This window comes from Mucilaginibacter gossypiicola, assembly GCF_900110105.1.
Classification (GTDB): domain Bacteria; phylum Bacteroidota; class Bacteroidia; order Sphingobacteriales; family Sphingobacteriaceae; genus Mucilaginibacter; species Mucilaginibacter gossypiicola.
This window is the reverse complement of record NZ_FOCL01000002.1, coordinates 761,587-786,102: the sequence shown is the minus strand read 5'-3', so window position 1 is coordinate 786,102 and position 24,516 is coordinate 761,587. Positions and strand designations below refer to the sequence as shown.

Annotated in this window: 22 protein-coding genes; 11 read left to right on the top strand and 11 right to left on the bottom strand. The window is 44.1% G+C overall.

Translation table 11 applies throughout. The features are described from left to right. Positions 1-46: 46 nt before the first annotated feature. A complete protein-coding gene (locus BMX50_RS08695) occupies positions 47-526 on the top strand; it encodes a DUF1129 domain-containing protein (RefSeq protein ID WP_091210099.1) in 480 nt (159 codons plus the stop codon). Between the two features lie 25 nt (positions 527-551). Here the strand turns inward: BMX50_RS08695 and BMX50_RS08690 are convergent, their stop codons facing one another. Next, entirely contained in the window at positions 552-1,067 is a 516-nt protein-coding gene (locus BMX50_RS08690) for a DinB family protein (RefSeq protein ID WP_091210098.1), read from the bottom strand. Continuing rightward, positions 1,042-2,259, bottom strand: a complete 1,218-nt coding sequence (locus tag BMX50_RS08685; RefSeq protein WP_091210097.1) for a sensor histidine kinase — start codon at positions 2,257-2,259, stop codon at positions 1,042-1,044. The genes BMX50_RS08690 and BMX50_RS08685 overlap by 26 nt, the downstream gene beginning before the upstream one ends. A 287-nt stretch (positions 2,260-2,546) precedes the next feature. Between BMX50_RS08685 and gltX the strand changes: the two genes are divergently transcribed. Beyond that, positions 2,547-4,067: a glutamate--tRNA ligase gene (gene gltX / locus BMX50_RS08680; RefSeq protein WP_091210096.1), complete on the top strand. Its 1,521-nt coding sequence runs from the start codon at positions 2,547-2,549 to the stop codon at positions 4,065-4,067. Positions 4,068-4,183: 116 nt separating this feature from the next. Here the strand turns inward: gltX and BMX50_RS08675 are convergent, their stop codons facing one another. The 5 genes from BMX50_RS08675 to BMX50_RS08655 all read right to left on the bottom strand — a co-directional run bounded on the left by BMX50_RS08675 (position 4,184) and on the right by BMX50_RS08655 (position 8,929). After that, entirely contained in the window at positions 4,184-4,945 is a 762-nt protein-coding gene (locus BMX50_RS08675) for a 2-phosphosulfolactate phosphatase (protein ID WP_091210095.1), read from the bottom strand. Between the two features lie 185 nt (positions 4,946-5,130). Continuing rightward, positions 5,131-6,210, bottom strand: a complete 1,080-nt coding sequence (gene gcvT / locus BMX50_RS08670) for a glycine cleavage system aminomethyltransferase GcvT (RefSeq protein WP_091210094.1) — start codon at positions 6,208-6,210, stop codon at positions 5,131-5,133. Positions 6,211-6,659: 449 nt separating this feature from the next. After that, positions 6,660-7,148 carry a TlpA family protein disulfide reductase gene (locus tag BMX50_RS08665; protein WP_091210093.1) on the bottom strand — a complete coding sequence of 163 codons (489 nt, stop codon included), beginning with the start codon at positions 7,146-7,148 and terminating at the stop codon, positions 6,660-6,662. A gap of 39 nt (positions 7,149-7,187) precedes the next feature. Continuing rightward, positions 7,188-8,204 (bottom strand): Gfo/Idh/MocA family oxidoreductase, encoded by a 1,017-nt coding sequence (locus BMX50_RS08660; protein WP_091210092.1) that lies wholly within the window; start codon positions 8,202-8,204, stop codon positions 7,188-7,190. A gap of 119 nt (positions 8,205-8,323) precedes the next feature. Further along, positions 8,324-8,929: a DUF4142 domain-containing protein gene (locus BMX50_RS08655; RefSeq protein ID WP_091210091.1), complete on the bottom strand. Its 606-nt coding sequence runs from the start codon at positions 8,927-8,929 to the stop codon at positions 8,324-8,326. A 196-nt stretch (positions 8,930-9,125) separates the two neighbouring features. Between BMX50_RS08655 and BMX50_RS08650 the strand changes: the two genes are divergently transcribed. Then, positions 9,126-9,731: a hypothetical protein gene (locus BMX50_RS08650; RefSeq protein ID WP_091210090.1), complete on the top strand. Its 606-nt coding sequence runs from the start codon at positions 9,126-9,128 to the stop codon at positions 9,729-9,731. Between the two features lie 22 nt (positions 9,732-9,753). Here BMX50_RS08650 and BMX50_RS08645 read toward each other — a convergent pair whose 3' ends face one another. Next, entirely contained in the window at positions 9,754-10,821 is a 1,068-nt protein-coding gene (locus BMX50_RS08645; RefSeq protein ID WP_091210089.1) for a tellurite resistance/C4-dicarboxylate transporter family protein, read from the bottom strand. Between the two features lie 140 nt (positions 10,822-10,961). Between BMX50_RS08645 and BMX50_RS08640 the strand changes: the two genes are divergently transcribed. Further along, the gene (locus BMX50_RS08640) at positions 10,962-12,632 is read left to right on the top strand and encodes a molybdopterin-dependent oxidoreductase (RefSeq protein WP_091210088.1); all 1,671 of its coding nucleotides are present in this window, start codon (positions 10,962-10,964) and stop codon (positions 12,630-12,632) included. Positions 12,633-12,666: 34 nt separating this feature from the next. On the opposite strand, the gene BMX50_RS34490 is transcribed toward BMX50_RS08640, so the two are convergent. Further along, positions 12,667-12,825 carry a hypothetical protein gene (locus tag BMX50_RS34490; protein ID WP_167667846.1) on the bottom strand — a complete coding sequence of 53 codons (159 nt, stop codon included), beginning with the start codon at positions 12,823-12,825 and terminating at the stop codon, positions 12,667-12,669. 312 nt (positions 12,826-13,137) lie between these two features. On the opposite strand from BMX50_RS34490, the gene fumC reads away from it, so the two are divergent. The 4 genes from fumC to BMX50_RS08620 all read left to right on the top strand — a co-directional run bounded on the left by fumC (position 13,138) and on the right by BMX50_RS08620 (position 16,501). Next, complete coding sequence (gene fumC / locus BMX50_RS08635; protein WP_091210087.1) at positions 13,138-14,535, top strand: class II fumarate hydratase; 1,398 nt, start codon at positions 13,138-13,140, stop codon at positions 14,533-14,535. 61 nt (positions 14,536-14,596) lie between these two features. Further along, positions 14,597-15,172, top strand: a complete 576-nt coding sequence (locus tag BMX50_RS08630) for a hypothetical protein (protein WP_091210086.1) — start codon at positions 14,597-14,599, stop codon at positions 15,170-15,172. After that, positions 15,172-15,966, top strand: a complete 795-nt coding sequence (locus BMX50_RS08625; RefSeq protein ID WP_091210085.1) for a S1/P1 nuclease — start codon at positions 15,172-15,174, stop codon at positions 15,964-15,966. Before BMX50_RS08630 ends, BMX50_RS08625 begins: the two co-directional genes overlap by 1 nt. Positions 15,967-16,066: 100 nt before the next feature. Continuing rightward, the gene (locus BMX50_RS08620) at positions 16,067-16,501 is read left to right on the top strand and encodes a low molecular weight protein-tyrosine-phosphatase (protein WP_091210084.1); all 435 of its coding nucleotides are present in this window, start codon (positions 16,067-16,069) and stop codon (positions 16,499-16,501) included. A gap of 121 nt (positions 16,502-16,622) precedes the next feature. On the opposite strand, the gene BMX50_RS08615 is transcribed toward BMX50_RS08620, so the two are convergent. After that, entirely contained in the window at positions 16,623-17,123 is a 501-nt protein-coding gene (locus tag BMX50_RS08615; protein ID WP_091210083.1) for a GNAT family N-acetyltransferase, read from the bottom strand. 377 nt (positions 17,124-17,500) lie between these two features. Here BMX50_RS08615 and BMX50_RS08610 point away from each other — a divergent pair, with 377 nt between their 5' ends. From BMX50_RS08610 to BMX50_RS08600, 3 genes are all read left to right on the top strand, one after another. After that, positions 17,501-18,730: a DEAD/DEAH box helicase gene (locus BMX50_RS08610; RefSeq protein WP_208864666.1), complete on the top strand. Its 1,230-nt coding sequence runs from the start codon at positions 17,501-17,503 to the stop codon at positions 18,728-18,730. 359 nt (positions 18,731-19,089) lie between these two features. Further along, complete coding sequence (locus BMX50_RS08605; protein ID WP_091210082.1) at positions 19,090-20,085, top strand: glycoside hydrolase family 43 protein; 996 nt, start codon at positions 19,090-19,092, stop codon at positions 20,083-20,085. 355 nt (positions 20,086-20,440) lie between these two features. Further along, on the top strand, positions 20,441-22,057 hold the full coding sequence (locus BMX50_RS08600) for an aminopeptidase P family protein (RefSeq protein WP_091210081.1): 1,617 nt from the start codon (positions 20,441-20,443) through the stop codon (positions 22,055-22,057). 348 nt (positions 22,058-22,405) lie between these two features. Here BMX50_RS08600 and BMX50_RS08595 read toward each other — a convergent pair whose 3' ends face one another. Next, positions 22,406-24,313, bottom strand: coding sequence for a beta-N-acetylhexosaminidase (locus BMX50_RS08595; protein WP_091210080.1), 1,908 nt, complete (start codon positions 24,311-24,313; stop codon positions 22,406-22,408). Between the last annotated feature and the right edge of the window lie 203 nt (positions 24,314-24,516).

The window sequence follows — 24,516 nt, the reverse complement described above, 5'->3', positions numbered from 1 at the left end:
GTTTGTGGCCAATAATTATATTCGCCGACAAATCACGGCTTAAACCATGTCATTAGCAAACAACAAAGCACTTAGCTGCAGTAATTGCGGCGGGCAGCTTGAATACAATTATACCCAGGAAATAAGCAAATGCCTTTATTGTGGCAGCGAGTTTAAAAGGGATGAACCCCAAAAAGAACGGCAGGATAAGCCGCAAAAAAGCCGTGAGGATAAATCCGATCAAAGGCCTCGTTTTGTAGAGAAACCGACTACCATACCGGAAGAAAATAAGGTTATATATGATATGGTGTTTAGTCCAAGGCCAAAGTTTTGGAAAGCCTTTCTGTGGGGATTAGGTGCCTGGGCCTGCTGGATGTTTATATCACCAATAATTGGGGCAATTTGTGTTGCCGTCAGTGGTCGCCCGGAAATGCCTAACAATATCTTCTCCAGTATGCCATGGACCTGGTATTGGTTTTTAAGGGGAATAATATTCTGTTTGGTTTGGCCGTTTTTACGTACCCGTGTTTTTTATAAAAGGTATTAATTCGTTTTAAACAAGAGCGGCAGGCTTACCCTATCCCATACCGCTCTTTAAATAAGTTTAAATGGTGGCGCTCATGCCCGGCCAGCATAAATACAAACGCCGCTACAGTAAACAAATGGTTGCTGGCTATGCCTGTACGGGCTAATTGTTCATCACTGAAAGCTTTAACCATATAAAGGTTGCCCTTGCGCAAAGCCCTGAACTCTTCAGCCAGATCTTTTATATTTTGACTGTTAAAATCGGTATTGTTAACGTAAACATCCTGGTCAAAACCGGGTAGTTCAATATGGTTGCGTGAAAACACTAATGCCCTGTAAGCAAACGTGCGTTCGGTATCAATCATGTGTCCCAAAGCCTGCTTAACTGTCCATTTGCCGGGGGCATAGGCATGTAAAGCTTCTTCGTCGGTTAAATTGCTGAGCAGCTGGTAGCTGATATCCATCTGCTGTTCGAGCATGTTAATTACATCATTGTCGCCAACAAGCCCTACATATCCCGCTGCAAACGGCGAATAATCACCTGGTTTTGGTTTTGTTATCATTGCGCGTGTTTTTTAGTATTATCCTGAATGTTGTTCCCTTGCCTACTTCCGAGTCTTTTACAAAGATTTGTCCGTTGTGGTAATTTTCCACTATACGTTTGGTAAGCGACAGGCCCAGCCCCCATCCCCGCTTACGGGTAGTATAGCCGGGTTGAAAAACGGTATCAAATTTAGAACGGGGAATACCTTTGCCGGTATCGGTAATATCGATAAAGATTTGGTTTTTTACCTTGTTACCGCTGATTTCTACTTTGATACTGCCCTTTCCTTCAATAGCGTTAACTGCATTTTTTAAGATATTCTCTATAACCCAATCAAACAGCGGAATATTAAGTCCTGCTTTTAGATGAGGGTTTCCGGTAAGCTCGAAGTTGATATTTTTGCTTACGCGAACTTTAAAATAATCAACAAAATCCTTAACTACAGCATACACGCCATGTTCTTCCAATACGGATTTGGAGCCGATTTTCGAAAATCGATCTGCTACTATTTCCAGGCGCTTTACATCGTTTTCCATTTCGGCAATCAGCACATCATCTTCGGCATTAAACTTCTCTTTCATTAGCTCAATCCAGGCAATGAGCGATGATATAGGCGTACCAAGCTGGTGGGCCGTTTCTTTGGCTAAGCCAACCCAAACCTGGTCCTGCTCCGATTTTCTTGACGAGCTGAAGGCGGTATAGGCCATCAATAAAAATATAGCAATTACAGTAAGCTGGATATAAGGGAATAAGCGCAGTTGTGTAAGCAGTGGGGAGTCTTTATAGTAAACAAAGTTCTCTTCGCCCAAAACCTGGAGTTTAATAGGAGCATGCTGCCCCTTCATATATTGAAGCTCCTCTTTAAAATAAGCCGGATCATATTTTTTCTTTTTATTGCTTTCGGCTTCCAGCTTAATAAAAGTCTTTGTGGTGTCTAAACCTCGCTGTAAAACTATTTCACCTTTTTCGTCAGTTACAATAGCGGGCACGGTGAGGCTATCACGCACGGCTATTACATAGTTTAAAAAATCATTATCATCTGAGGCAAGTATCTGGCGCATACTTATGGCCCAAACCTGGGCGCGGGTACGTTCCGAACGCTCAATGTTTTTTACCAGGTAACGGGTATAAAGTAATGAGCCAATTGCAATTACAACGGCAAATGCAAGGAGCAAATATTTCCAACGTTTTTTCTGTTGATATGGGTTCATGCTGGGCACAGTCCAAATAACGTAAAATTATTTCAGATGTGCAGACGTGCGGATGTGCAAATATGCAGATGATAGATGTGCAAATTAATGGGGCTTAGTTACCATGTATATTGGTTGTATGCATACAGGGCGTAAAAATGCCGTCATTTGACACTGTGTTTTTAAACTATCTAATTAACAATTATTAACATTTTTCATCTGCATATTTGCACATCCGCACGTCCAAAATCTGCACATCTGTAATCTGCACATCTACCATCTGAAATATAATTTATCTTTGCTCCATCATGACCGATAAAAAAGTAAGAGTCCGTTTTGCGCCAAGCCCAACTGGTGGCTTGCACCTTGGTGGCGTGCGCACCGTGTTGTTTAACTATTTATACGCCAAAAAACATGGCGGCGATTTTGTTTTGCGAATTGAGGATACCGACCAGACCCGCTATGTGGAAGGTGCCGAAGAATATATTTTAGATTGCCTTAAATGGTGCGGCCTTCACCCTGATGAAAGTCCGGTTGCCGGGGGGCAGTATGCTCCGTACCGCCAAAGCGAGCGTAAACCGCTTTATCGCGAGTATGCCGAACGCCTGGTGATGGAAGGCCATGCTTACTACGCATTTGACACTGCCGAAGAATTAGATAAAAATCGTAAAGAGATCCCTAATTTTCAATACGGATTAGCTTATCGCCATACCTTAAGAAACTCGCTTTCGTTGCCACAGCATGAGGTTGACGCATTGCTTGCTGCCGGTACGCCGCACGTGATCCGTATCAAAATGCCCGAGGGCGAAACCGTTACTTTTAACGATATGATTCGAGGGTATGTGAGTTTTGAAACAAGCCAGGTAGATGATAAGGTATTATTAAAGGCTGATGGTATGCCTACGTACCATTTGGCTGTGGTAGTTGATGATTACCTGATGAAGATTACTCACGCCTTCCGCGGGGAAGAGTGGCTGCCATCGGCACCTGTGCATTTACTGCTTTGGGAATACCTGGGTTGGAAAGCCGATATGCCGCAATGGGCACACTTGCCGCTGATATTGAAACCGGATGGCCATGGTAAACTGAGTAAGCGCGATGGTGCCCGCTTAGGTTTCCCGGTTTATGCCATGAATTGGTTCGATGCAAAATCAGGTGAATTAACGCAAGGTTTCCGTGAATTAGGTTTTTTACCGGAGGCCTTTTTGAACCTGTTGGCTACTTTAGGCTGGAACGATGGTACTGAGCAGGAAATTTTTACGCTTGATGAGCTGATTGAAAAATTTTCGATAGAGCGTGTTAATAAGTCGGGCGCTAAGTTTGATTTTGAAAAAGCCAAATGGTTCAATGCCGAGTGGATTAAGAAGTTGGCAGTAGGCGATTTGCAGTTGGCAGTTAAGAAAGTATTTGCTGATAAAGGCGTTACTGTTAATAATGACGACTATTTGTCAAAAGTTATCGGTTTGATTAAAGACAGATGTGTATTGCTCCCTGATTTTTATCAGCAGGCGGGCTTCTTTTTTGAACAGCCAAACGAGTACGATCTTAATGCCGTAAAACCTAAGTGGACTGATACCAAAACCGAGTTTTATCGTGAGTTCATCACGTTATTAAACAATGAAACTACTATCGACGCACATGAGCTTGAGGCTAAGTTCAAAGTACTTGGCGAGCAAAAAGGCTTAAAAGTGGGCGATGTGATGTTACCATTCCGCATTATGCTGGTAGGTGGTAAGTTTGGCCCGCATGTATTTGATATTGTTGCCCTGCTTGGTAAAGATGAAACCATCAGCAGGATTGAAAAGGCGCTTGTGGAGTTTACTGCCTGATATATAAAATTTATGTCATTGCGAGGAGGAACGACGAAGCAATCTCGTAGCTTAGCATATCGAATATGCATGGGCTACGAGATTGCCACGCTGCGCTCGCAATGACATCACTTGTGTTATGCCTTCAGCTTCACTAACTTCTCCCCTTCCAATACAGGAATTGCAGTAGTCAGATCAATCTGTAAACAAAACTCAATATCTTTTTCGATACCTAATTTCTTCAGGCGTTCGCCGTGCGATGTTTTCTTGAGATAAACGTTAATATCGTGTTTTCCGGTCTGGAAAAGATCATTTGCTGCAATTGCGGCATCGTCCAGTACAAAACCCTTATCTTTTAACTGGTCAACCACAGCGCCTGCAAAAAGGGTATCTTCCAGGTTGAAATTGTTTTTCCACCCGGCGCAAACTAACAGGATGTTTTCATTTTGCGTGTTAAGCCAGTTGCTCAAAGCGGTAAGGTTCAGGAACGAACCAATAACAATTTTTTTAGCGCTGCGTGATAGATGAAGCGCATGGGTGCCGTTGGTAGTAGTTAGCACAATTGTTTTACCGGCCACTTTTTCTTTAGTGTATGAAAATGGCGAGTTACCAAAATCAAAACCTTCAACTACCGATCCGTCGCGCTCGGCGGCAAGAAGGTAATCCAGCCCTTTCTCTCTATACGCGGCACACTCCTCAACTTGTGATACCGGTATAATAGCCTCAGCACCGTTTTCAATACCATAACATATAGATGATGTTGCCCTGAAAATATCAATAACCACTACAATATAATCTTCCACGTTAAAAAGCGGTAATAGCGCAGGGGTTAGACAAACGTGCGCCCCCCGGCCTCCGTTGGCTAACGGAGGGGTTTGGGTATTGATATTCTCGGACATCTTTAAATTTTAATTAATGAATAAATAAAAGCGGGGGCTGCGCGATTCCCCTCTTGAGAGGGGTGTAGGGGTGTGTCAATCATGCCTGAATAAATGCTGTATAACACACCCCTGCTTACGCTCATTCCTTCCGCGCCCCCTCTCAAGAGGGGAGTTTGAAGGCATTTCCCCTTCGGGGCGAAGACCTATTTATAAAACGGAGGTTTTACAATTTGTGCCTTGATTTTATTATCCCTGATGCTGATGTAGATTTCGGTACCTTCTTTGGCGAAAGCGGTATCTACATAACCCATACCAATAGCTTTTTGTAATGATGGCGATTGCGTGCCTGAAGTTACTTTGCCAATGGTATTGCCATCCGCATCAACTATCACATAGTCATGGCGCGGAATACCACGGTCAATCATTTCAAAGCCTACCAATTTACGGCTTACACCGGCTTGTTTTTGGGCTTGCAATGCTTCAGCGTTGGTAAATTCTTTATTGAATTTGGTTACCCAGCCTAAACCAGCTTCAAGAGGTGAGGTGTTGTCGTCAATGTCGTTACCGTAAAGGCAGAAACCCATTTCCAAACGTAAGGTATCGCGTGCACCTAAACCAATTGGCTTAATGCCGAAAGGTTCGCCTGCTTTGAAAATGGCATCCCAGATCTGCTCAGCGTATTGGTTTTCAAAATAGATTTCAAACCCGCCGGCTCCGGTGTAACCAGTAGCTGATATCAGCACATTTTCAACGCCTGCAAACGTTCCTTTTTTAAAGGTGTAGTATTCCATCGATACCAAATCCACCTCGGTAAGGCTTTGCAAAGCTTCGGCTGCTTTTGGGCCCTGGATAGCCAGCAGTGAAGTACGGTCAGATATGTTTTTCATATCTACGCCGTTGGTATTGTATTTGGAGATCCAGTCCCAGTCTTTTTCAATGTTTGAGGCATTAACCACCAGCATGTAGGTTTTCTCGTCGATACGGTAAACCAGCAGATCGTCAACAATACCGCCGTTTTCATTTGGCAGGCATGAGTACTGCACTTTGCCGTCGTACAATTTCGCAGCATCGTTGCTGGTAACACGTTGGATCAGGTCAAGCGCGTTCTCGCCTTTTAAAATGAATTCGCCCATGTGGCTTACGTCAAAAACACCAACGGCTTTGCGCACTGTTTCGTGCTCGGCGTTGATTCCTGCGTATTGAACGGGCATGTTGTAACCGGCAAATGGAACCATTTTAGCGCCGGTTTTTACGTGGATATCGGTTAATGCGGTATTCTTCATCGTCAACTTAAATATTGGCCGCAAAGGTAACTAATCTGAATCGTAATCAGTACCCCTCGGTAGTTTTGATTGAGTTGATTGCTTTATGATTTTCTCACGGGCCTCTACGAGTTTAACTATGTTGAACCCCTCTGGGGTTCGGGTAAAGGGGGCGACGTGATTTCTACAAACCTTTTCCCCCTCCGGGGGATTTTTATAATTTAATAATCAGGGATTAATTGAACTGTCTTTAAGGACAAGTGCACCAGAGGTGCAAAAGGTTTGTAGCATAAAAAGTATAGAAATACCCTTTGCCCCCAGAGGGGCAAAACAAAACGCCTTGCTGATTACACGGCAAAACAATTTTGTGGGTTAACTTAAATCTGCGAGAGACCTTGATGGTACGTTAAATAAAAAAGCCGGCTAAAACTTAATTGAGTTTAACCGGCTTTATATTTAAATAAAATACTTTATACTTTTTTAAGCGTTTCCATCAGCACCGGAATTTTAGGTACTTTGGGATATGACTGAAATAATTTACCATACTTATCATAGATGGCTATGTATGGGGTGGTTTGTACGCTGTAAAACTTTTGCACAACATAGGTATAACCCTCGGTACCAATGGTGATGTTATGGTACTTGGCCAGGTCAAAATCGCGCTGGAAAGTTTGGATGCCTTTAAGCATTGGCATAAAGGTGATCATCACAATCTGCACATCTTTTAACTTGGGCAGCTCAGGTTTCAGATCGTACATCAGGTGCTGGCAATGGCTGCAATCGGGCGAAAAATAAATCACCATTACCGGCTTGTTTTTTTTCAGGTTGGCAGGAGTAACGTAAACACTGTCTGTAGTGAGGATGTGATATGGCGGCAAGCCGGAATTAGCAGGTGGCGTTTGTGCCTGGCTGCACCCGGCGGCAATAATCAGACAAAGCAGTAAATACAGTTTCTTCATTATTTTAATTAGCATTTAATAAGCATAGTTACAACATTTTTAGTTTTCAAGCAATTCAATTTGCCAGGCAACATGCTCTTCGGTTACAGGGAATAACGCATTTTCGCGTACCGTATGATATACGGCCTCAAATATCCCGTTATAATTACCTTTGGGTGACGGTATCCACTCTACAGTTTTTTGCCCGTCGGCCCCCATCAGCACCAGTTTACCGTCGCTGCCTTCGGGTTCAATGCCAAAGCCTTCATCGGTGGGCATCATATCGGCATCAAGCTGGGCTTCCTGTACATCGGTGCGCATTTTAACAAAGCTGCCTAATGTTCCATGTACTACAAAACCGTAGGTATGCTCGGCGATGAGCAATCCCGAGGTTAGGTATACATTAAGTTGATTCGGGTACTTAAGGTGGATATTGAAATAATCATCAACCTGCGAATCTGGTCTGAATGCAGCCGTAGTTTTCGCATAGCTCAACGGCCGGCCGAAGATACTGATAGCGTTATCAACCAAATGCGCCCCAAGGTCATAGGTAAGGCCTCCACCAGGAACGCCTGCCGTTTCTTTGAATTTTTTAACGCCGATAGCCATGCGGTACCTGTCCAGTCTGAAGTGAACCTCGATCAGCTCCCCTAACCTGCCGCTTTCAATTACTTCCTTTACCGAAAGGAAGCCACTGTCATAACGGCGGTTTTGGTAGATCATCACTTTCAGATCAAGTTTTTTGCCCAGATCATACAGTGCTTTTACCTCATGCGAGGTTACGGCAGCCGGTTTTTCGATCAATACATGTTTGCCGGCATTAAGGGCTTGTACAGCATAATCAAAATGGGTATTGTTGGGCGTGTTAATGATGATTAACTCTATTTCGTTGTCGTTAAGCAGCTCATCAATGGTATCGTAGCTAATAACATCAGGATATTTTTTACCGGCTTTTTTTTCATGGCGTTCAACCACTGCTTTAAAGGTAAAGCCCGGATTGGTAGTTAAAAACGGGGCATGAAAAATCCTGCCCGACATTCCGTAGGCCATGAGGCCGGTTACTATTGGTTTCGACATATTAAAGTAGATTTTGCTGTGTTAAAAGTATCGTTTTAGCTACACCCACACAAGTTATATAAAAGAAAAAGGGAGATTGTTACATCTCCCTTTTTCTTTCTGAAATAATCAATAGTTGATTATTTCATGCCTTTTTGGATAGCCTCAATTTCGGCTAAGTGGTGCTGAATGGTAGGCAATGTTTTGGCTGCCCATGCTTTAAGATCAGGGTCCTTGCAATTTTTTGACGCATCTTCAAACATTGATTCCACCTTTTTATGGCCCGAAACCATGGCGTCAACATAGTCTTTGTCAAAATCAGCCCCTGATTTTGCAGCAAGGTCAGCTTTCTTTTTCTCGTGCTCTTCATCCGGTGCAGATGGCAGGGTAATGTTTTTAGTTTTGGCAATAGCCATTAACTCATCATTGGCTTTGGTATGGTCGGTAACCATCATTTTGGCAAAGTCTTTCACTTTGGCATTGGTAGCTTTTTCGCTGGCCAGTTGACCGATAGCAACTTCGGCTAAGCCTGCGTTGGCTGCGCCTGTAGCAAATTTGGCATCATCGGCAGTAACAGCAATGCCTGTTGCGCCTGTAGTTGTAGTGTCTTTTACTTTGTTGGCGCTGTCGGCAGTATCTTTTACAGCTGCCGAACTATCGGTGGCTCCGCTTTTGGCGCCGCCGTTACACGCCTGGAATGATAATGCCGCCAGGGCCATCATTGCAATTAAACTTAACTTTTTCATAGTAGTGTTTTATGTATTTGTTTTACAGTTAACATTTTGTAGTTAAATAAGTTTGATTTTCTTATTTGTAAAGTTTAAAACGGGGGCGATACAAGCGCTCAACGGTATTATTTAGTTTTTAATAAATATTTAACATTTGTTTAAAAGCACTTTTATAAGTTGTGATATATAATAACACGACTAAATTATACCTGATATGTTAATAGGATCATTGTTTTTGGGCAAAGTGCATGAGGTTAACGGGCAGTGGATAGAGACCAAATTTGTGGTTATTGGCATTCCGCTGTTTCCTACCAGCTCCATGCTGGTAACCCGCGCCGCCTGGCGCAGCCGCAACGGGTTTAATATCCCGCTGAATTATCAAAGCATTATTGCGGGTTATGCTCGCATGTTTTCGCTTGTCATTGCATTTTTTGCTTTTATATTCTTTTTTATTGAAAGGGATTCAACCGCATCAATAATAGGCGGAGCTGGTTTATTGCTGTGGCTATACTTTTACTTTGTATTTGGCAGTGCCGATACCGCAGAAGCTGAAGAACGCAAAAAAATGGGCGACCTTACCGGCCTGTACATTAAACCCGAATGGCTTGATCATGATGATGCCTATAGGATTTATGAACGCCTTGAAAAAAAATACCGCATGGAGTTTGATGGTGCCGACTGGCTTGCCGATTTGCGACAAAACGAAATAGCGCCAGCCAAATTGCCGTTACTGTATGCGCTTTCGCGGTTTAATTACTCATTAGGGGCTACCGAATGCAACAGGAAACTGTTTGAAAAGGCAGATAGCTTATACTTGTGATATTGGTTTTTGTTGGGCCGGGTTATTTGTGAGATAAAATATACCTGATAAAGCTTCGCACCATACCGGTAAAGACTATTGCCCATGCTATCATCGATAAATAAATAAAAACATTTGAGATATGCATAACAAATGGAAGCTCGAGTACTTTTGAAAAATTAAAGGTTGCTACCGTATACATACCTGCCGGGAATACCAGTGACCAATACTGCGGATCATATTTAAGCGGCACCCGCTGTAAAACGTGCCGCCACACAGGTAGTAAGAATAGTATCGGGAGCCACCAGGTGGCAAAGGCCCAGAATAAAACCGTAAAACCCGGTAAAAAATATTGTATACCGGCTATCCATTCGTGGCTATGGGCGTAAATCAGCAAACGGGAACCAGCCAGTGTGGTTATGGCAACTGCTCCCATATTTATCCAATAAGGTGGCGTAAGTAATTCGGCTTTCATGCTCAAAAAAAGCCAGCGGTATATAATCAGCGAAATAAATACCATGTAATGCGTTCCTCCTATTAAGAAAGCGCAAAATGAAATAAAGATCACAACATCGGTATTGGCCGTTTGGCCGGCAATCAGTGCACCAAGCACCGCAACAGATTCGGTTGCTACTACAATAAGCAGCCAGGCGCCGCTTAAGCTTGCCTCCACCCCTTGCTTGGGTTCTTTTGCTGTAATTACAATAAAAAAGGTGTAGGTGATCAGCACCCATAAAATGATACCCAGCCACCATAAAAATACGGCTACGTCCTGGTGTTTTGTCATTAAAGCAAACTGGTTGCCCAAAACATTATTGGCTGCAACCATGGTTAAAAAAGTTACCCCGCGCGACGAGCTGGTGATATCTTTCCAAACAGCTACGGGATATTTGATAACCCGCAAAAAGAAAATAACCCATAACCCTATGTAGAAGCAAATATTAGCCACAAACAGCGTATTGGCGATTTGGTGCATATTGTATAAAAAGGCTCCGATGGAAACTATTCCGGTTGCCATAACGAGCGCAAAATATCCGGGGAAAAAGGATTGAAGCGAATGGTTTGTAATCGGTTCTCCGGGTTTTGACAGCGGCGGATGTTGTTCTATCATTTACAATCTAAGGTATATAATAGCTACCGGGTTTATGCTATTAGTTAATAAAGATCCACAAATTATTAATTACCTTTAACAGTGTTGCAATACTTTAAATAATATGTAAGTTTTTACTTAACTATTTACACCTACCTTATATGTTTACCAACTTTAACGCAGCGGAACAAGCGGTTCATTTCCCGGCAGACAGAAGATTATTTTTAGGAATTAAACCTTATATATTTGTTGTGATCGGCATTTTGCTGCTGGCTACGGTTGGTGTAGCATGGCTTCAGTATCTTGTATGGGGACTGCCTGCCGACCCATCTGCTTCTTTCGCCCCGGTTACCGAAGCCGATCCTAAAGGGTTCCCGTGGTGGTTATGCCTCAGTCACTGGGTTAACTTTTTCTTTTTAATTATCATTATCAGAAGCGGGCTTTCCATCCTGGCAGATCATCCCCGGTTATACTGGAATAATGATTGCACGCCTGATTCTGAATGGATCAAATTCACCCCTTTAAAAATACCCGACAATAAAATATGGACGGCAAAAGATGAAGCCCGTTATTTAAGCCCGGTTGTTGGCCTGCCCGGTTACCGCCATACTGTGGGGCTTGCCCGTTGCTGGCATTTTATCAATGTCCCGTTTTTTTTGCTGAATGGCGTCGTATTTAGCGTGCTGCTTTTTACTACCAACCAGTGGAAAAGGCTTGTGCCCGTATCCTGGCAAATACTGCCCGACTCGTGGAATGTATTTGTTCACTACGCTACGCTGAATATGCCGGTTGAGCCAAACGGGTTTTATCATTACAATGCGCTGCAGCAGCTCTCGTATTTTGGGGTGGTGTTTATACTGGCCCCTGTTGCTATGCTTAGTGGCATGGCCATGTCGCCGGCTATTGAAAACAGGTTTCATTGGCTGCCAAAGCTTTTCGGGAACAGGCAGGGGGCGCGCTCTGTTCATTTTTTAGTGATGCTGGCTTACCTTGCGTTTATCGTAATCCATGTAAGTATGGTTGCGGCAACGGGGCTTGTACGCAATATGAACCACATTATACACGGTACAGATAGCCCTACTGATACCTCGGGGCTTTATATTGGTTTGGGCTTTATATTGTTTATAGTGGCGTTTGGTTTTTTTGCGCACTGGCTATCATGGAGAAGGCCGCGATTGCTGCAAAAAATAGAAGCCTTTATCAACGGAACATTGTGGAAACTATCTATCAATAAATTTAAACCGGAAATTTATTACAGCCCCAAAGATATATCGCCCTACTTTTGGGCAAACGGAAAGATCCCCGAATCTGAAGAGTGGCGCAATATGGCTGCCGATGGGTTTAAAGATTATAAACTGAAAGTTGGTGGCCTGGTTGATAACCCCGTAGAGCTATCAATTACAGATTTGATTAACCTTGGCAAGGAGCAAAATATAACCATGCACCATTGTATCCAGGGATGGTCGGGTATTGCGGAGTGGGGTGGTGTGCCAATAAAAGCACTTGTTGAATTGGTTAAACCGCATGCAAATGTTACTACGGTAGCTTTTTACTCATTTGGGGAAGGTTTATATGGCGGTACTTATTACGATACCCATACGCTTGATAATTGTATGAAACCGGCTTCAATTTTGGCCTGGGAAATGAATTACGAACCGCTTACCCCTGCTTATGGTGCCCCGCTCAGGCTTAGGATAGAGAATCAATTAGGCTATAAAATGGTAAAGTGGATTGCCCGTGTTGATTTTGTAGAAAGCCACGAAACGATTGGAAAAGGCTTTGGCGGGAAGAATGAGGACGATGAATACTTTGATTTGATTGCAAATACTTGATTTATCAGGGTGTATATTAAATCACGTATTTGCGTTAGGGATTGAAGCGGATACCGGCCAAGAGCGTAATGCCTGCAGGCGTATGAGCGGAAAGCCCGGCCGGAGGCAACGCCATTATCTGAACCCGGATTAAAGGATTTTTGGGATTTATCGGATTTTTCCAAAAAAACTGCGCCGTTGTTGGTGTTGTCATTATAAGTGTTCGGAAGATGAAATTATCTCTATTTTGAAATAAAAAAATATGTCACTGAGCGTAGCGCGGCAATCTCGTAGCCAATGCATGTCCGCCCTGTGTAGCTACTGGATTGCCGCGTCGCCCCATGTGCTTTTGCCTACGCCGCTCCTCGCAATGACATGGCTTTTTTAACCAACATTTTCAACCGATCTGAATCTTCCTAACACCAACAACGACGAGTAGAATAATCTTCTCCTATCAAAAAGTTTACACCCCGCATTCCCCCGCATCATATAAAAACATAACTTTGCCCCTGCAAAATTTAATACCATGAGTTTCAGAACCGAACACGATACCATGGGCGAGGTACAGGTACCTGCCGACAAATACTGGGGAGCGCAAACCGAACGCTCACGCAATAATTTTAAAATTGGTCCCGAGGCTTCAATGCCAAAGGAAATTATCGACGCTTTCGCTTACCTGAAAAAAGCCGCCGCCTATACCAATACTGACTTAGGCGTACTACCTGCCGAAAAACGCGACCTGATAGCACAGGTGTGCGACGAGATCCTGGCCGGCTCGCTGGCTTCGGAGTTTCCGCTGGTGATTTGGCAAACAGGTTCGGGCACGCAATCAAACATGAACGTGAACGAGGTGGTTGCTAACCGCGCCCACGTATTACAAGGCAATAAACTGGGCGAAGGCAAAACCTTTATCCATCCTAATGATGACGTGAACAAATCACAATCATCAAACGATACTTACCCAACTGCCATGCACATTGCAGCATATAAAATGCTGATCGACGTGACTATCCCGGGTGTTGAAAAACTACGCGATACTTTACAGGCTAAATCAGAGGCCTTTAAATCGGTAGTAAAAATTGGTCGTACGCATTTGATGGATGCTACCCCGCTTACTTTAGGCCAGGAGTTTTCAGGTTATGTATCACAACTGAACCACGGTTTAAAAGCCTTGCGCAACACGTTTGATCACCTTTCAGAATTAGCACTTGGTGGTACTGCCGTAGGTACAGGTATCAATACCCCTAAAGGTTATGATGTAAAAGTTGCTGAATACATTGCACAGTTTACCGGTTTGCCATTCATCACTGCCGAAAATAAATTTGAAGCCCTTGCTGCTCATGATGCTATTGTTGAAAGCCATGGCGCATTAAAACAAATTGCGGTTTCATTGATGAAGATTGCTAACGACATCAGGATGCTGGCTTCTGGTCCGCGTTCGGGTATTGGCGAGATTCATATTCCTGATAACGAGCCTGGTTCATCTATTATGCCGGGTAAAGTTAACCCAACCCAAAATGAGGCTGTTACCATGGTAGCTGCACAGGTTATGGGGAATGATGTGGCTATCTCTATCGGCGGTTCAAACGGCCATTACGAGTTGAACGTATTTAAACCGGTTATGGCAGCTAACTTCCTGCAGTCGGCAAGGTTAATTGGTGATGCCTGCGTATCATTCAATGATCATTGCGCTGTAGGTATTGAGCCTAACTACGAAGGCATCAAAAAGCACCTCGAAAATTCATTGATGCTGGTAACTGCGCTTAACCCGCATATCGGTTACGAAAACGCAGCAAAAATTGCTAAAACAGCACTTAAAAACGGCAGCTCATTACGCGAAGCAGCTATTGGCTTAGGCTTACTAACCAACGAGCAGTTTGACGAGTGGGTACGCCCCGAAAATATGATAGGCAGCTTAAAATAAGAGCCACCTCACCCCAACCCCTCTCCTGAAGGAGAGGGGCTTTTTTTAATGCATTCGGTTTATGCCAAAACGCTTTGATTTGCGCCATTTTTTCTTTACTAAGGCTTTAAGCCTTTCGCTTTCAGCTTTCAGCTCAAAGAAAGCCTTTCGCCTTTTACCTTTCGCCTTTTGCCTAATCGTAGCAGCTTCATGCAGCAGGAACCCCGATATGCAGGAGCCGGGAGATAGCAAACTGCAGGGTGAGTGGCGACAGGACTCTGTACCCGCTCAAAAAAGCCTGGTAACATATTCGCTATACGACATTAAATTCAGCTGTGATTCATTTCTTTTGAAGATTAGTACCGTTAGCAAGGTAAATTATGGAGCTGATACCTGTATGAGCAAAGGGCACTGGGATGAATATGTACGCGGAACTTATTCGCAACGACAGGATACGCTGCACATTAAAGGACAGTTTTGCAATGCCGATGGCTCATATAAAAACGAACAGGGCTGTTTCAGATTTGGCGATTATGAAGAGTACTTTAAAGTTCACCGCACAGGCGATTCGCTCATCAGGTTTGTAAGCACATCAAACGTAATACCTATTAACGTGCACTTGATAAAAAGAACAAGCTGTATTCCAAAACCATTGTAATGAAAACACAAATTTTAAAGAAACTTTTACTACTGGTGGCTATATTTTATATCCCACTGCAAAGCATGGCCTGGGGCACTAACGGTCACCGTATTTGCGGACAGGTTGCCGATAGCTACCTCACACCTAAAGCCCGTAAAGCCATAGAGGCCATTTTAGGCAATGAATCAATAGCAATTACCAGTAACTGGGCCGATTTTATCAAATCCGATCCGACTTACAATTACCTGTATAACTGGCATTTTATTAACCTGGAAAAGGCGTATACTTATCCTGAGCTACAAGGCTATTTAAAAGCTGATACGGCCGTTGATGCCTATACTAAAATGAACTTTTTGATCGCCGAACTCAAAAAGAAAACCACTACTAAAACCAACAAGCTGCTTTACCTGCGTATGCTGATCCATATTGTGGAGGATGTACACCAGCCTTTGCATACCGGTCATTTAAGTGATAAGGGCGGTAACGATGTAAAAGTGCAATGGTTTGGTAAAGACAGTAACCTGCACTCGGTTTGGGATAGCCAGCTGATTGATTTTCAACAATTGAGCTATACTGAGTATGCAACTATGATTAATCATACCACCGCTGCTCAGCGTACCAAACTTCAGGCCGCCCCGATAAGTGAATGGATTTACGAAAGTGATCAGATTGCCGACAAACTGTACACCGACGTTAAACCCGGTGAAAACCTGAGCTATAAATACAACTTTAAATACATTGGTTTACTAAACGACCAAATGGTAAAAGCCGGCGTTCGTTTGGCCGGTGTTTTGAATCAGATATTTGGTTGATTGGTGAATGGTTGATTAGGTGAGTAGTTAAGCAATTACATTAGCCACTCACTTAATCAACCCAATCAACCACTCACCTTCCACCCAATCAACCTAAAAAATGAAAATACTAATGGTATGCCTCGGCAACATCTGCCGTTCGCCACTGGCCGAAGGGATCATGCAGCACCTGGCAGATGAAAATGGTCTGGGCTGGGATGTTGATTCGGCAGGTACGGGTAGATGGCATATAGGTGAAGCTCCCGACAGGCGTTCGATCCGCGCCGCACGCAACCATGGAATTGATATCAGCAAACAGGTTTGCCGCCAGTTTAAACGAACCGATTTTGACGAGTTCGACCACATCTTTGTAATGGACCGCAATAACCTGAGCGATGTGCTTGATATGGCCCGCAACGAAGAACAGGCTGCAAAAGTAAAGCTCCTTTTAGGCGATAAGGTAGTGCCCGATCCGTACTATGACGACAGCCTGTTTGAACCGGTTTTTGAATTGATTGAAAACGGTTGTAAGGATATTATTAAAGGGTTGAGGTAAGTTTAATCAAGCATTCAAGCTGTGTCATTGCGAGCGAAGCGTGGCAACCGCACGGAAGCAAATCCGCCCTGTATAGCATGCGATTGCCACGCTTCGCTCGCAATGACATCTTTTTTATTTTCTACCGCTCAACCCTAAAAAACGGCACATCTTCACCATACCAAAACACAATCCCTTCCCTTGCAAACCCGGCTTTGATCAGTACCCTTTGTGATGCGGCGTTTTGAGGATGGGTAACGGCACAAACTTCTTTCAGGCCAATTTTATTTAAGCCGTAGCTAACTAATGCCTCTGCCAATTCGGTTGCAACGCCTTGTCCCCAGTATTTGAGGTGCAGGCGATATCCCAACTCAATTCGGCTCTTATCATAATCACTGGGTTTGAGTGCGCAAACGCCTATAAAATCATTATCGGCGATATTGAAAACCCCCCACCTGCCCAGGCCCGAACCATTTTGGTATTCTTTCAAGGTGTCCTTAAAAACCTGTTTACTCTCCTGTGGAGTACGTTTCTTTACATACTGTGTAAGGCGGTCATCAGCATCAATCACAGTTGAAAGTACTTCGTCTTCGGCTGTAAATTCGCGGATCAGTAAGCGCGGTGTTTGGGTGATAATATTCATAGGTTTTCAAAAATAAATTTTTGAATTGATTGTGAGGGTAACGTAAGTGTCATTAAAGAGTTGCTATAGACAAATTTTGCAGGATACGTGCCTTGAAATGTAATAGGTGGCACCTACCGGAGCCTTGATATATGGCTTGTATTGGCTATAAACATGGTACTCCTTTGGAATTTAAAAAGCACGCATGCATAGAACTCCGTAGGAGTACCATGTTTATAGGAAATGAAACAAACCTTTTGGCTCCGTAGGAGCCTCCTGTATTTACATGATAGTGAACCGATGTAATTATTCTGATCCTTAACGGTTGCTCAATTATGCTAAAACCCTCATTTCCCGTTAAATTTTTTATACCTTGCATAATTTACTTATAAGATATAGTGACTTTCCAGGATTTTAATTTTAACGAGCAATTATTTGAAGGTGTAGAGAGCATGGGTTTCCTGAACCCTACACCCATACAGGCCATGGCTATCCCAACCATTATGGAGGGGCGCGACCTGATTGCATGCGCTCAAACCGGTACCGGTAAAACCGGCGCCTACCTGCTGCCTGTTTTAAACAGCATCAGCAAAACAAATAAACACCATACCAGTGCCCTTATACTTGCCCCAACCCGTGAGCTTGCGCAGCAAATAGATCAGCAGGTTGAAGGCCTTGCCTATTTTACGGGCATCAGCTCTATTGCTGTTTTTGGTGGAGGTGACGGTATTGTTTACGAACAGCAGCGCCGTGGCATCCAGAATAATGTAAATATTATTGTAGCTACTCCCGGCAGGCTTATTGCCCACCTTACTTCGGGTGTGCTGAAGCTCAATCATCTTACGCACCTGGTACTTGATGAGGCCGACCGTATGCTGGACATGGGTTTTTCGGATGATATCATGAAGATCATCAGCTACCTGCCTAAGGAAAGACAAACGCTGTTATTTTCTGCTACTATGCCCGGTCGCATCCGTTCACTGGCCAAGGCTATTTTGAAAGACCCGGAGCAGATCAATATTGCTATTTCGCAGCCGGCTGTCGGTATCGATCAGCAGGTTTACCGGGTGCATGATCAGCAAAAAACGCCGCTGGTGCAACATATCCTTAAAGATTCGGCATTTACAAGTATTATCATTTTTGCATCGCGCAAGGAAATTGTAAAAGCATTATACAAAGAGCTTAAGGCTATCAAGATCAACGCCATGTCGTTCCACTCCGACCTGGAGCAGAAAGAACGTGAGGAGATCCTGCTTAAGTTCAAAAACAAATTACTCCCGGTTATCATTGGCACCGATGCGCTTTCGCGGGGTATTGATGTGGAAGGCATCGACCTGGTGATCAATTATGATGTTCCCGGCGATCCGGAAGATTACATCCACCGTATCGGTCGTACAGCCCGGGCTGCTACCACCGGCACTGCTATTACTTTTGTTAACCATCGCGATGAGCGCAAGCTTAAAAATATTGAAAAGCTGATAGAAAAGCCTATCAAGCTGATGGAGCTGCCTGATGAGTTAGCCGCAATACAACCCCTTAAGCCTGAACCTGCGCAAGGAGATGCTAAGAGGAAACCCAATCGCCGCTGGGGAAAAAAGAAACCAAAACAACAGAACACCGGTAATTAAAAGATTTTCACGAATACTTTTAAGTTGAACACAATTTAATCGAACTACACGAATTACGGGGAATAGAAGCTCGGCATCTACAATAATTATTTCATTGCCGTTGACTTTAGTCAACGGTTAAAAATAAACGAGCACCCGGGCTTTAGCCCAAACTGTTCGAGCGGCATTTGGCTAAAGCCTTTTAATTTGTTATCTCATTCCGTTGACTGAAGTCAACGGAATGAATTTGATAAGAGTTCTCTCTGTTTAATCCCGATAATCTTAAATTCGTCTAATTCGCTTCAATTCGAATAAATTAGTGCATCGTTACTAAAACGTTTTATCTATTTTAATATCTTAGACCAAAAATCTATTTCCCAATGATTATCCCTAAAAAGCTGGTTTTACTGGCAGCATTAGGTGTGGCACTTACCACATCTGCAAACAAAGCATTAGCACAAGAGAAAAAGACATCCGGTAATCCTATTGTTGAAGGCTGGTATGCCGACCCGGAGGCTAAGATTTTTAACAAGCAATACTGGGTGTACCCCACCTACTCGGCTAAATATAATGAGCAGGTATTTATGGATGCCTTTTCATCGCCCGATTTGGTTAACTGGACAAAACACCCGCATATTATAGATACTGCTGCCGTAAAGTGGGCAAAGCGCGCTATGTGGGCCCCTGCCGTAACCGAAAAGGATGGCAAATACTACATCTTTTTTGGAGCCAACGATATCCAGAACAATAATGAAGTTGGCGGCATTGGCGTTGCTGTTGGCGATAAACCCGAAGGTCCGTTCAAAGACCTTTTGGGCAAACCTCTCATCGGGCAGATCATCAATAAAGCTCAGCCTATTGATCAGTTTGTTTTTAAAGACGACGATGGTCAGTACTATATGATCTATGGTGGCTGGGGTCAGTGCAATATCGTAAGGCTGAAAAATGATTTTACAGGTATTGAGCCATTTAAGGATGGGGAAACCTATAAACTGATCACCCCAAAAGATTATGTTGAAGGCCCTGTGATGTTTAAACGCAAAGGCAAATACTACTTTATGTGGAGCGAAGGCGGCTGGACCGGTCCGGATTACCGCGTGGCTTATGCCATTGGCGATTCGCCTTTTGGTCCGTTTAACCGTATTGGTACCATATTAAAACAGGATGCCAGCATAGCCACTGGTGCAGGTCACCATTCGGTGATCCAGGTACCGGGTAAAGATGAATGGTATATTGTTTATCACCGCCGCCCGTTAACCGAAACAGATGGCAATCATCGTGTTACCTGCATCGATAAAATGTATTTTGATAAGGATGGCAAGATCCTGCCGGTTAAGATCACCAATGAAGGTGTAACGGCAAGGAAGATTAAGTAAGCTGCTTATTTAGTTTATGTCATTGCGAGCGACAGCGCGGCAATCTCGTAGCTATACAGGGCGGATATGCTATTGTGGTAATGCATAGTTACGAGATTGCCACGTCGCGCCCCGCCAATATCCCTCGCCTGCTCCTCGCAATGACATATCGGATATAATTTTGGCAAAACTTACGAAGTTTCAAAAACTTCGTAAGTTTCTTTTCTGCCTTTTCTGAAATGGAGGCGTTTTAATTTGCACATCTGAAATCTTATCATTTGCACATCATGTATTTCCCCCTAAAAGGGTGAAGTTGATAATCCCTGATATTTAGTATCTTAAACCGTTTTTTGACTGACATTATTCCTTTATCATTATGACGCGATCATTTTTTCGGGCATTAGTAGTTGTACTTGCCCTAAGCGGCAGTAACCGCTGTTTCGGACAAGCCGCCGAAAACCTACCCACCGATTATTTAAGCAAAGAATTTCATGCCGGAAGACGCCAGGCCCTCCGCGACCTGATGCCCGCCAATTCAGTAACGGTGATCTTCTCGTACCCCGAGCAGGTGTTTTCGAACGATGTTAATTATGTATACCATCCTAACCCCGACCTGTATTATTTTTCGGGGTATAAGGAGCCAAACTCGGTGCTGCTCGTGTTTAAAGACACGCAGGCCGATGGCGACAGCAGCTATAACGAAGTTTTGTTTGTACGTCACCGCGATGCCGGTCGTGAGCAATGGACAGGCAGGCGTTTGGGCGTTGAAGGTGCTAAATCGCAGCTGGGCTTTAAGCGTGCTTATAACAGCGAGGATTTTGCGAAATTCTCTGTTGATTTTAAAAAGTTTGCCAATGTGTATTATGACGCGCTGCCCGAGGATGTTACGGGCGACGGCTCGACAGGCGAGTTAAAGAAGCTGATAGCTGCTTTTAAAACTAAGGCGGGTATCCTTGATCTTGACAGGCAGGCAGTTAGTGATATGAACCTGATAGCCAATCGTACCACGCCGCAAAATTTGGCACGCATGGTTACCTATATTAAGGCGAGATACAATAATGACCTGAGCAAGGCGAGCCCTTTGGTTCAGGAATTATTGGCCAGCCCGGATTCTGTGACCCTGGTGGCGGTTAAAGCCAAAATAGGCAATACTTTAGGCGGTAATATCGGATTTAACACTTTTACCTCAAAGCTTCGCGGTGTAAAAACACCGGAAGAAATAGCGGTATTGAAAAAAGCTGTTGAAATATCAAGCCTCGCCCATCTGGAGGTAATGAAATCGGTAAAGCCAACCATGAGCGAACGCGAAGTTGAAGGGATCATGACCTATGTACACAAAAGGTATGGAGCAGAAGACGAGGGCTACCCGCCAATTGTAGGTGCCGGCGCAAATGGCTGTATTCTGCACTATGAAGAAAATTCGGCAACAAAACTTAACAACCAATTGCTGCTGATGGATGTTGGTGCCGAGTATCATGGCTACTCTGCCGATGTTACCCGTACTGTACCGGCCACCGGCAAATTTACCGAAGAGCAAAAGGCTATTTACCAATTGGTGTATGATGCCCAGGAAGAAATTTTTAAGTTATGCAAAGCAGGCGTTCCGTATGCCAGCCTTGAACAGAAATCGGCCGAAGTTTTAGCAGCAGGGTTGATCAAGCTGGGTATTATTAAAAATGCTTCGGAAGTGCGTAAGTACTACCCGCATGGTTGCTCGCATCATTTAGGGCTTGATGTGCATGACAAAGGCGGTCGCGGTAATTTGGAGGAGAACTGGGTGATCACCGTTGAACCAGGCATCTATATCCCCGCCGGCAGCCCCTGCGATAAAAAATGGTGGAACATTGGTGTACGTATAGAAGATGATGTACAGATAGGTAAAGACAAGGGTACGATCCTATCCATCGATGCACCACGCAAATGGCAGGATGTTGAAAAAGCCGCAACTGAGAAAAGCATTTTTGAAGCCGCTAAATTCCCGGAGCTGAAGTAAAAATAAGGTAAGATAAGATAAAAAAGCCGCCGCTCGCCTCCGGGCGAGTGGCGGCTTTTGGACAGGCCTCTGGCCAGCTTCGGCGGCGAGACGCCGCGAGATAGCTGACACTCGGCTGGAGCCGAGCGACGGCGTGGAAAATTAACTTTATGTCATTGCGAGGAGCAACACGGGGTTGTGCAATGGGGCGACGTGGCAATCTCGTCGTTATGCCTGTACTATATGCAAAGCCGCTGAGCATAGCTACGAGATTGCCACGCTATCGCTCGCAATGACATGGAGGTAATTAAACATAAAAGCCCTTCGGAACTTAATCCGAAGGGCTTTTATGTTTAAGCAAACTATCTCTTACTTCTTAATCCTGCTTTTCAGCTCAGCCAATGGCATGGTAACCATACGGCCGATTGGCTTTTTACCGCGGTAGGTGATCACCCTCAACGTGGTTGCGTCTTTAGGGGCATCTATCGGTGCTGTATATTTAGGATAAAACCTGTCGGGGAACGAATTATCAAAGCTGTAATAAGTATCAAGTCCGTTTACCTCGTTAGTCAGGGTGATTTTTAGTGTGCTATCCGGGTTTAGTACTGCATCAAATGATGGGTCGTAAGCGCTTGGGGCTATCTTGGTTTCAGCTTCATCAAAGCGTGGAAAGTGTTTCTCTACCCTGCTGAAAAAACCATCCCAGTTCTTGGTACCTTTTGGCGACCATACATCCTCGGCAATAGCCATCCCGCGTGGCCAGGTCATATATTCGGCCTGGCGGATGTTGTATACCTGCTCAGTCCATAAGTTGGCCTGTCCGCCTTTAATGAGGCGTGCATCAACACTATCCGGCACAGGCTCCCATGAATAGGTTTTGTTTAAACGAAGTGTGGCATAGATCTTGGTTTCGTTTACACGATCGCTTTGCATGTAATCAAGATATGCAAATGTAGTTGGGCTCATCACCACTTCATGACCGGCTTTGGCAGCGGTGATGCCACCCTGGATACCGCGCCAGCTCATTACTGCCGCATTTGGGCCCAGGCCGCCTTCAATGATCTCATCCCAGCCCATGAATTTTTTGCCTTTTGATTCAACTATCTTTTCAAGGCGCTTTTCAAAATAAGCCTGTACTTCGCTCATGGTCTTCAGGTTTTCTTTAGTCATTAATGCTTTTATGGCATCGCTTTGCTCCCAGAAATTTTTGGCGCACTCATCGCCACCTAAATGGATATAACCGAACGGAAATAACTGGGCAACTTCAGTAACTACTTTATCCATAAAAGTATAAACAGCTTCATTGGCCGGGCAAAGGGTGTTGTCAACAATAGCGCGGTTATGCGGGCCGCTCCAATCCATAAAAGGTTCGCCGGAGTTCACCACATATTTATCGGCACCGGGTGTGCATGAAAGCTCTGGATAAGCAACTACAGCGGCAAGGCTATGGCCGGGAACATCAATTTCGGGCAGGATATCAACAAACCTGTCTTTAGCATATTGTACCAGCTCTTTGATATCTTCCTGGGTGTAAAAACCGCCGTAGGTGCGTGGTTCATCAGGTGTAGGTGGAGTAAAGGTACCAAACTGCCCTACCTTTTTAACGTTGTGAGCCCCTACTTCGGTTAACCTTGGCAGGCTTTTGATCTCCACACGCCAGCCTTCGTCATCAGTAAGGTGTAAATGCAGCAGGTTGAATTTGTATTTAACCATAGCATCGATGTATTGCTTAACCTCGGCTTTAGTAAAAAAGTGACGGGCTACATCAAACATCAATCCTCTCCAGGCAAACCTTGGGTAGTCGGTAATTTCAACTGCGGGTGCAGTCCATTTTACACCTTTGGCTATTTCCCAACCCTCAACCTCTTTAGGCAGCAGCTGGAAAAACGTTTGTACACCATAAAATAGCCCGGCAGCATCATTGGCACGGATCACTACTTTTTTAGGCGTTACAGATAATTTATATCCCTCGGTTTTGAGCACGGTATCAGCAGTTTTATTTAAGATCAGCCTGATAGGTGCTGTAGGGGCGGTACTTTTTACAGTGATAAATGCTCCTGTGGATGTAGATAGTTTTCGTTTGAGGTAGGCAGTTACATTTGCCACATCGGCAGATGAACCGGCCTCAACAACAACTGTTTTGGGCAGCACAAACTCGCCGGTAGTTTGGGTAACTTTTACCGGCTGCGGGATAAGCGCGAGGGCCGGTTTGGTTGTTTGGGCTGCAGAAAGCAGGTGTGCCATACAGCCGCAAAGCAATAAGGATAATTTCTTCATAAAGAATTGTTATTTAATTGGATGTACGCAAATTAAACTTTTTAAATAATATTAAGAAGTGTTTTCTGAACCTTGATTTTTTTGTCTGAACTCGAATTTTAAGGAATTATTGGAATTTGCTGAGCATTCTGGTAATTACTTAATTCTATAAATTCGGGTTCAGACAAAAACACCAGCATGCGGCCGTGAGGACACGGCCGCCG

Bases quoted from the DNA above. Each gene is read 5' to 3' on its own strand.
- BMX50_RS08650 (WP_091210090.1), top strand. From the start codon at position 9,126: ATGTTAATAGGATCATTGTTTTTGGGCAAAGTGCATGAGGTTAACGGG.
- BMX50_RS08655 (WP_091210091.1), bottom strand. From the start codon at position 8,929: ATGAAAAAGTTAAGTTTAATTGCAATGATGGCCCTGGCGGCATTATCA.
- BMX50_RS08660 (WP_091210092.1), bottom strand. From the start codon at position 8,204: ATGTCGAAACCAATAGTAACCGGCCTCATGGCCTACGGAATGTCGGGC.
- BMX50_RS08685 (WP_091210097.1), bottom strand. From the start codon at position 2,259: ATGAACCCATATCAACAGAAAAAACGTTGGAAATATTTGCTCCTTGCA.
- BMX50_RS34490 (WP_167667846.1), bottom strand. From the start codon at position 12,825: ATGACAACACCAACAACGGCGCAGTTTTTTTGGAAAAATCCGATAAAT.
- BMX50_RS08640 (WP_091210088.1), top strand. From the start codon at position 10,962: ATGTTTACCAACTTTAACGCAGCGGAACAAGCGGTTCATTTCCCGGCA.
- BMX50_RS08625 (WP_091210085.1), top strand. From the start codon at position 15,172: ATGAAAACACAAATTTTAAAGAAACTTTTACTACTGGTGGCTATATTT.
- BMX50_RS08645 (WP_091210089.1), bottom strand. From the start codon at position 10,821: ATGATAGAACAACATCCGCCGCTGTCAAAACCCGGAGAACCGATTACA.
- BMX50_RS08690 (WP_091210098.1), bottom strand. From the start codon at position 1,067: ATGATAACAAAACCAAAACCAGGTGATTATTCGCCGTTTGCAGCGGGA.
- BMX50_RS08675 (WP_091210095.1), bottom strand. From the start codon at position 4,945: ATGTCCGAGAATATCAATACCCAAACCCCTCCGTTAGCCAACGGAGGC.
- BMX50_RS08630 (WP_091210086.1), top strand. From the start codon at position 14,597: ATGCCAAAACGCTTTGATTTGCGCCATTTTTTCTTTACTAAGGCTTTA.
- gcvT (WP_091210094.1), bottom strand. From the start codon at position 6,210: ATGAAGAATACCGCATTAACCGATATCCACGTAAAAACCGGCGCTAAA.
- BMX50_RS08615 (WP_091210083.1), bottom strand. From the start codon at position 17,123: ATGAATATTATCACCCAAACACCGCGCTTACTGATCCGCGAATTTACA.
- fumC (WP_091210087.1), top strand. From the start codon at position 13,138: ATGAGTTTCAGAACCGAACACGATACCATGGGCGAGGTACAGGTACCT.
- BMX50_RS08605 (WP_091210082.1), top strand. From the start codon at position 19,090: ATGATTATCCCTAAAAAGCTGGTTTTACTGGCAGCATTAGGTGTGGCA.
- BMX50_RS08620 (WP_091210084.1), top strand. From the start codon at position 16,067: ATGAAAATACTAATGGTATGCCTCGGCAACATCTGCCGTTCGCCACTG.
- BMX50_RS08665 (WP_091210093.1), bottom strand. From the start codon at position 7,148: ATGAAGAAACTGTATTTACTGCTTTGTCTGATTATTGCCGCCGGGTGC.
- gltX (WP_091210096.1), top strand. From the start codon at position 2,547: ATGACCGATAAAAAAGTAAGAGTCCGTTTTGCGCCAAGCCCAACTGGT.
- BMX50_RS08600 (WP_091210081.1), top strand. From the start codon at position 20,441: ATGACGCGATCATTTTTTCGGGCATTAGTAGTTGTACTTGCCCTAAGC.
- BMX50_RS08695 (WP_091210099.1), top strand. From the start codon at position 47: ATGTCATTAGCAAACAACAAAGCACTTAGCTGCAGTAATTGCGGCGGG.
- BMX50_RS08595 (WP_091210080.1), bottom strand. From the start codon at position 24,313: ATGAAGAAATTATCCTTATTGCTTTGCGGCTGTATGGCACACCTGCTT.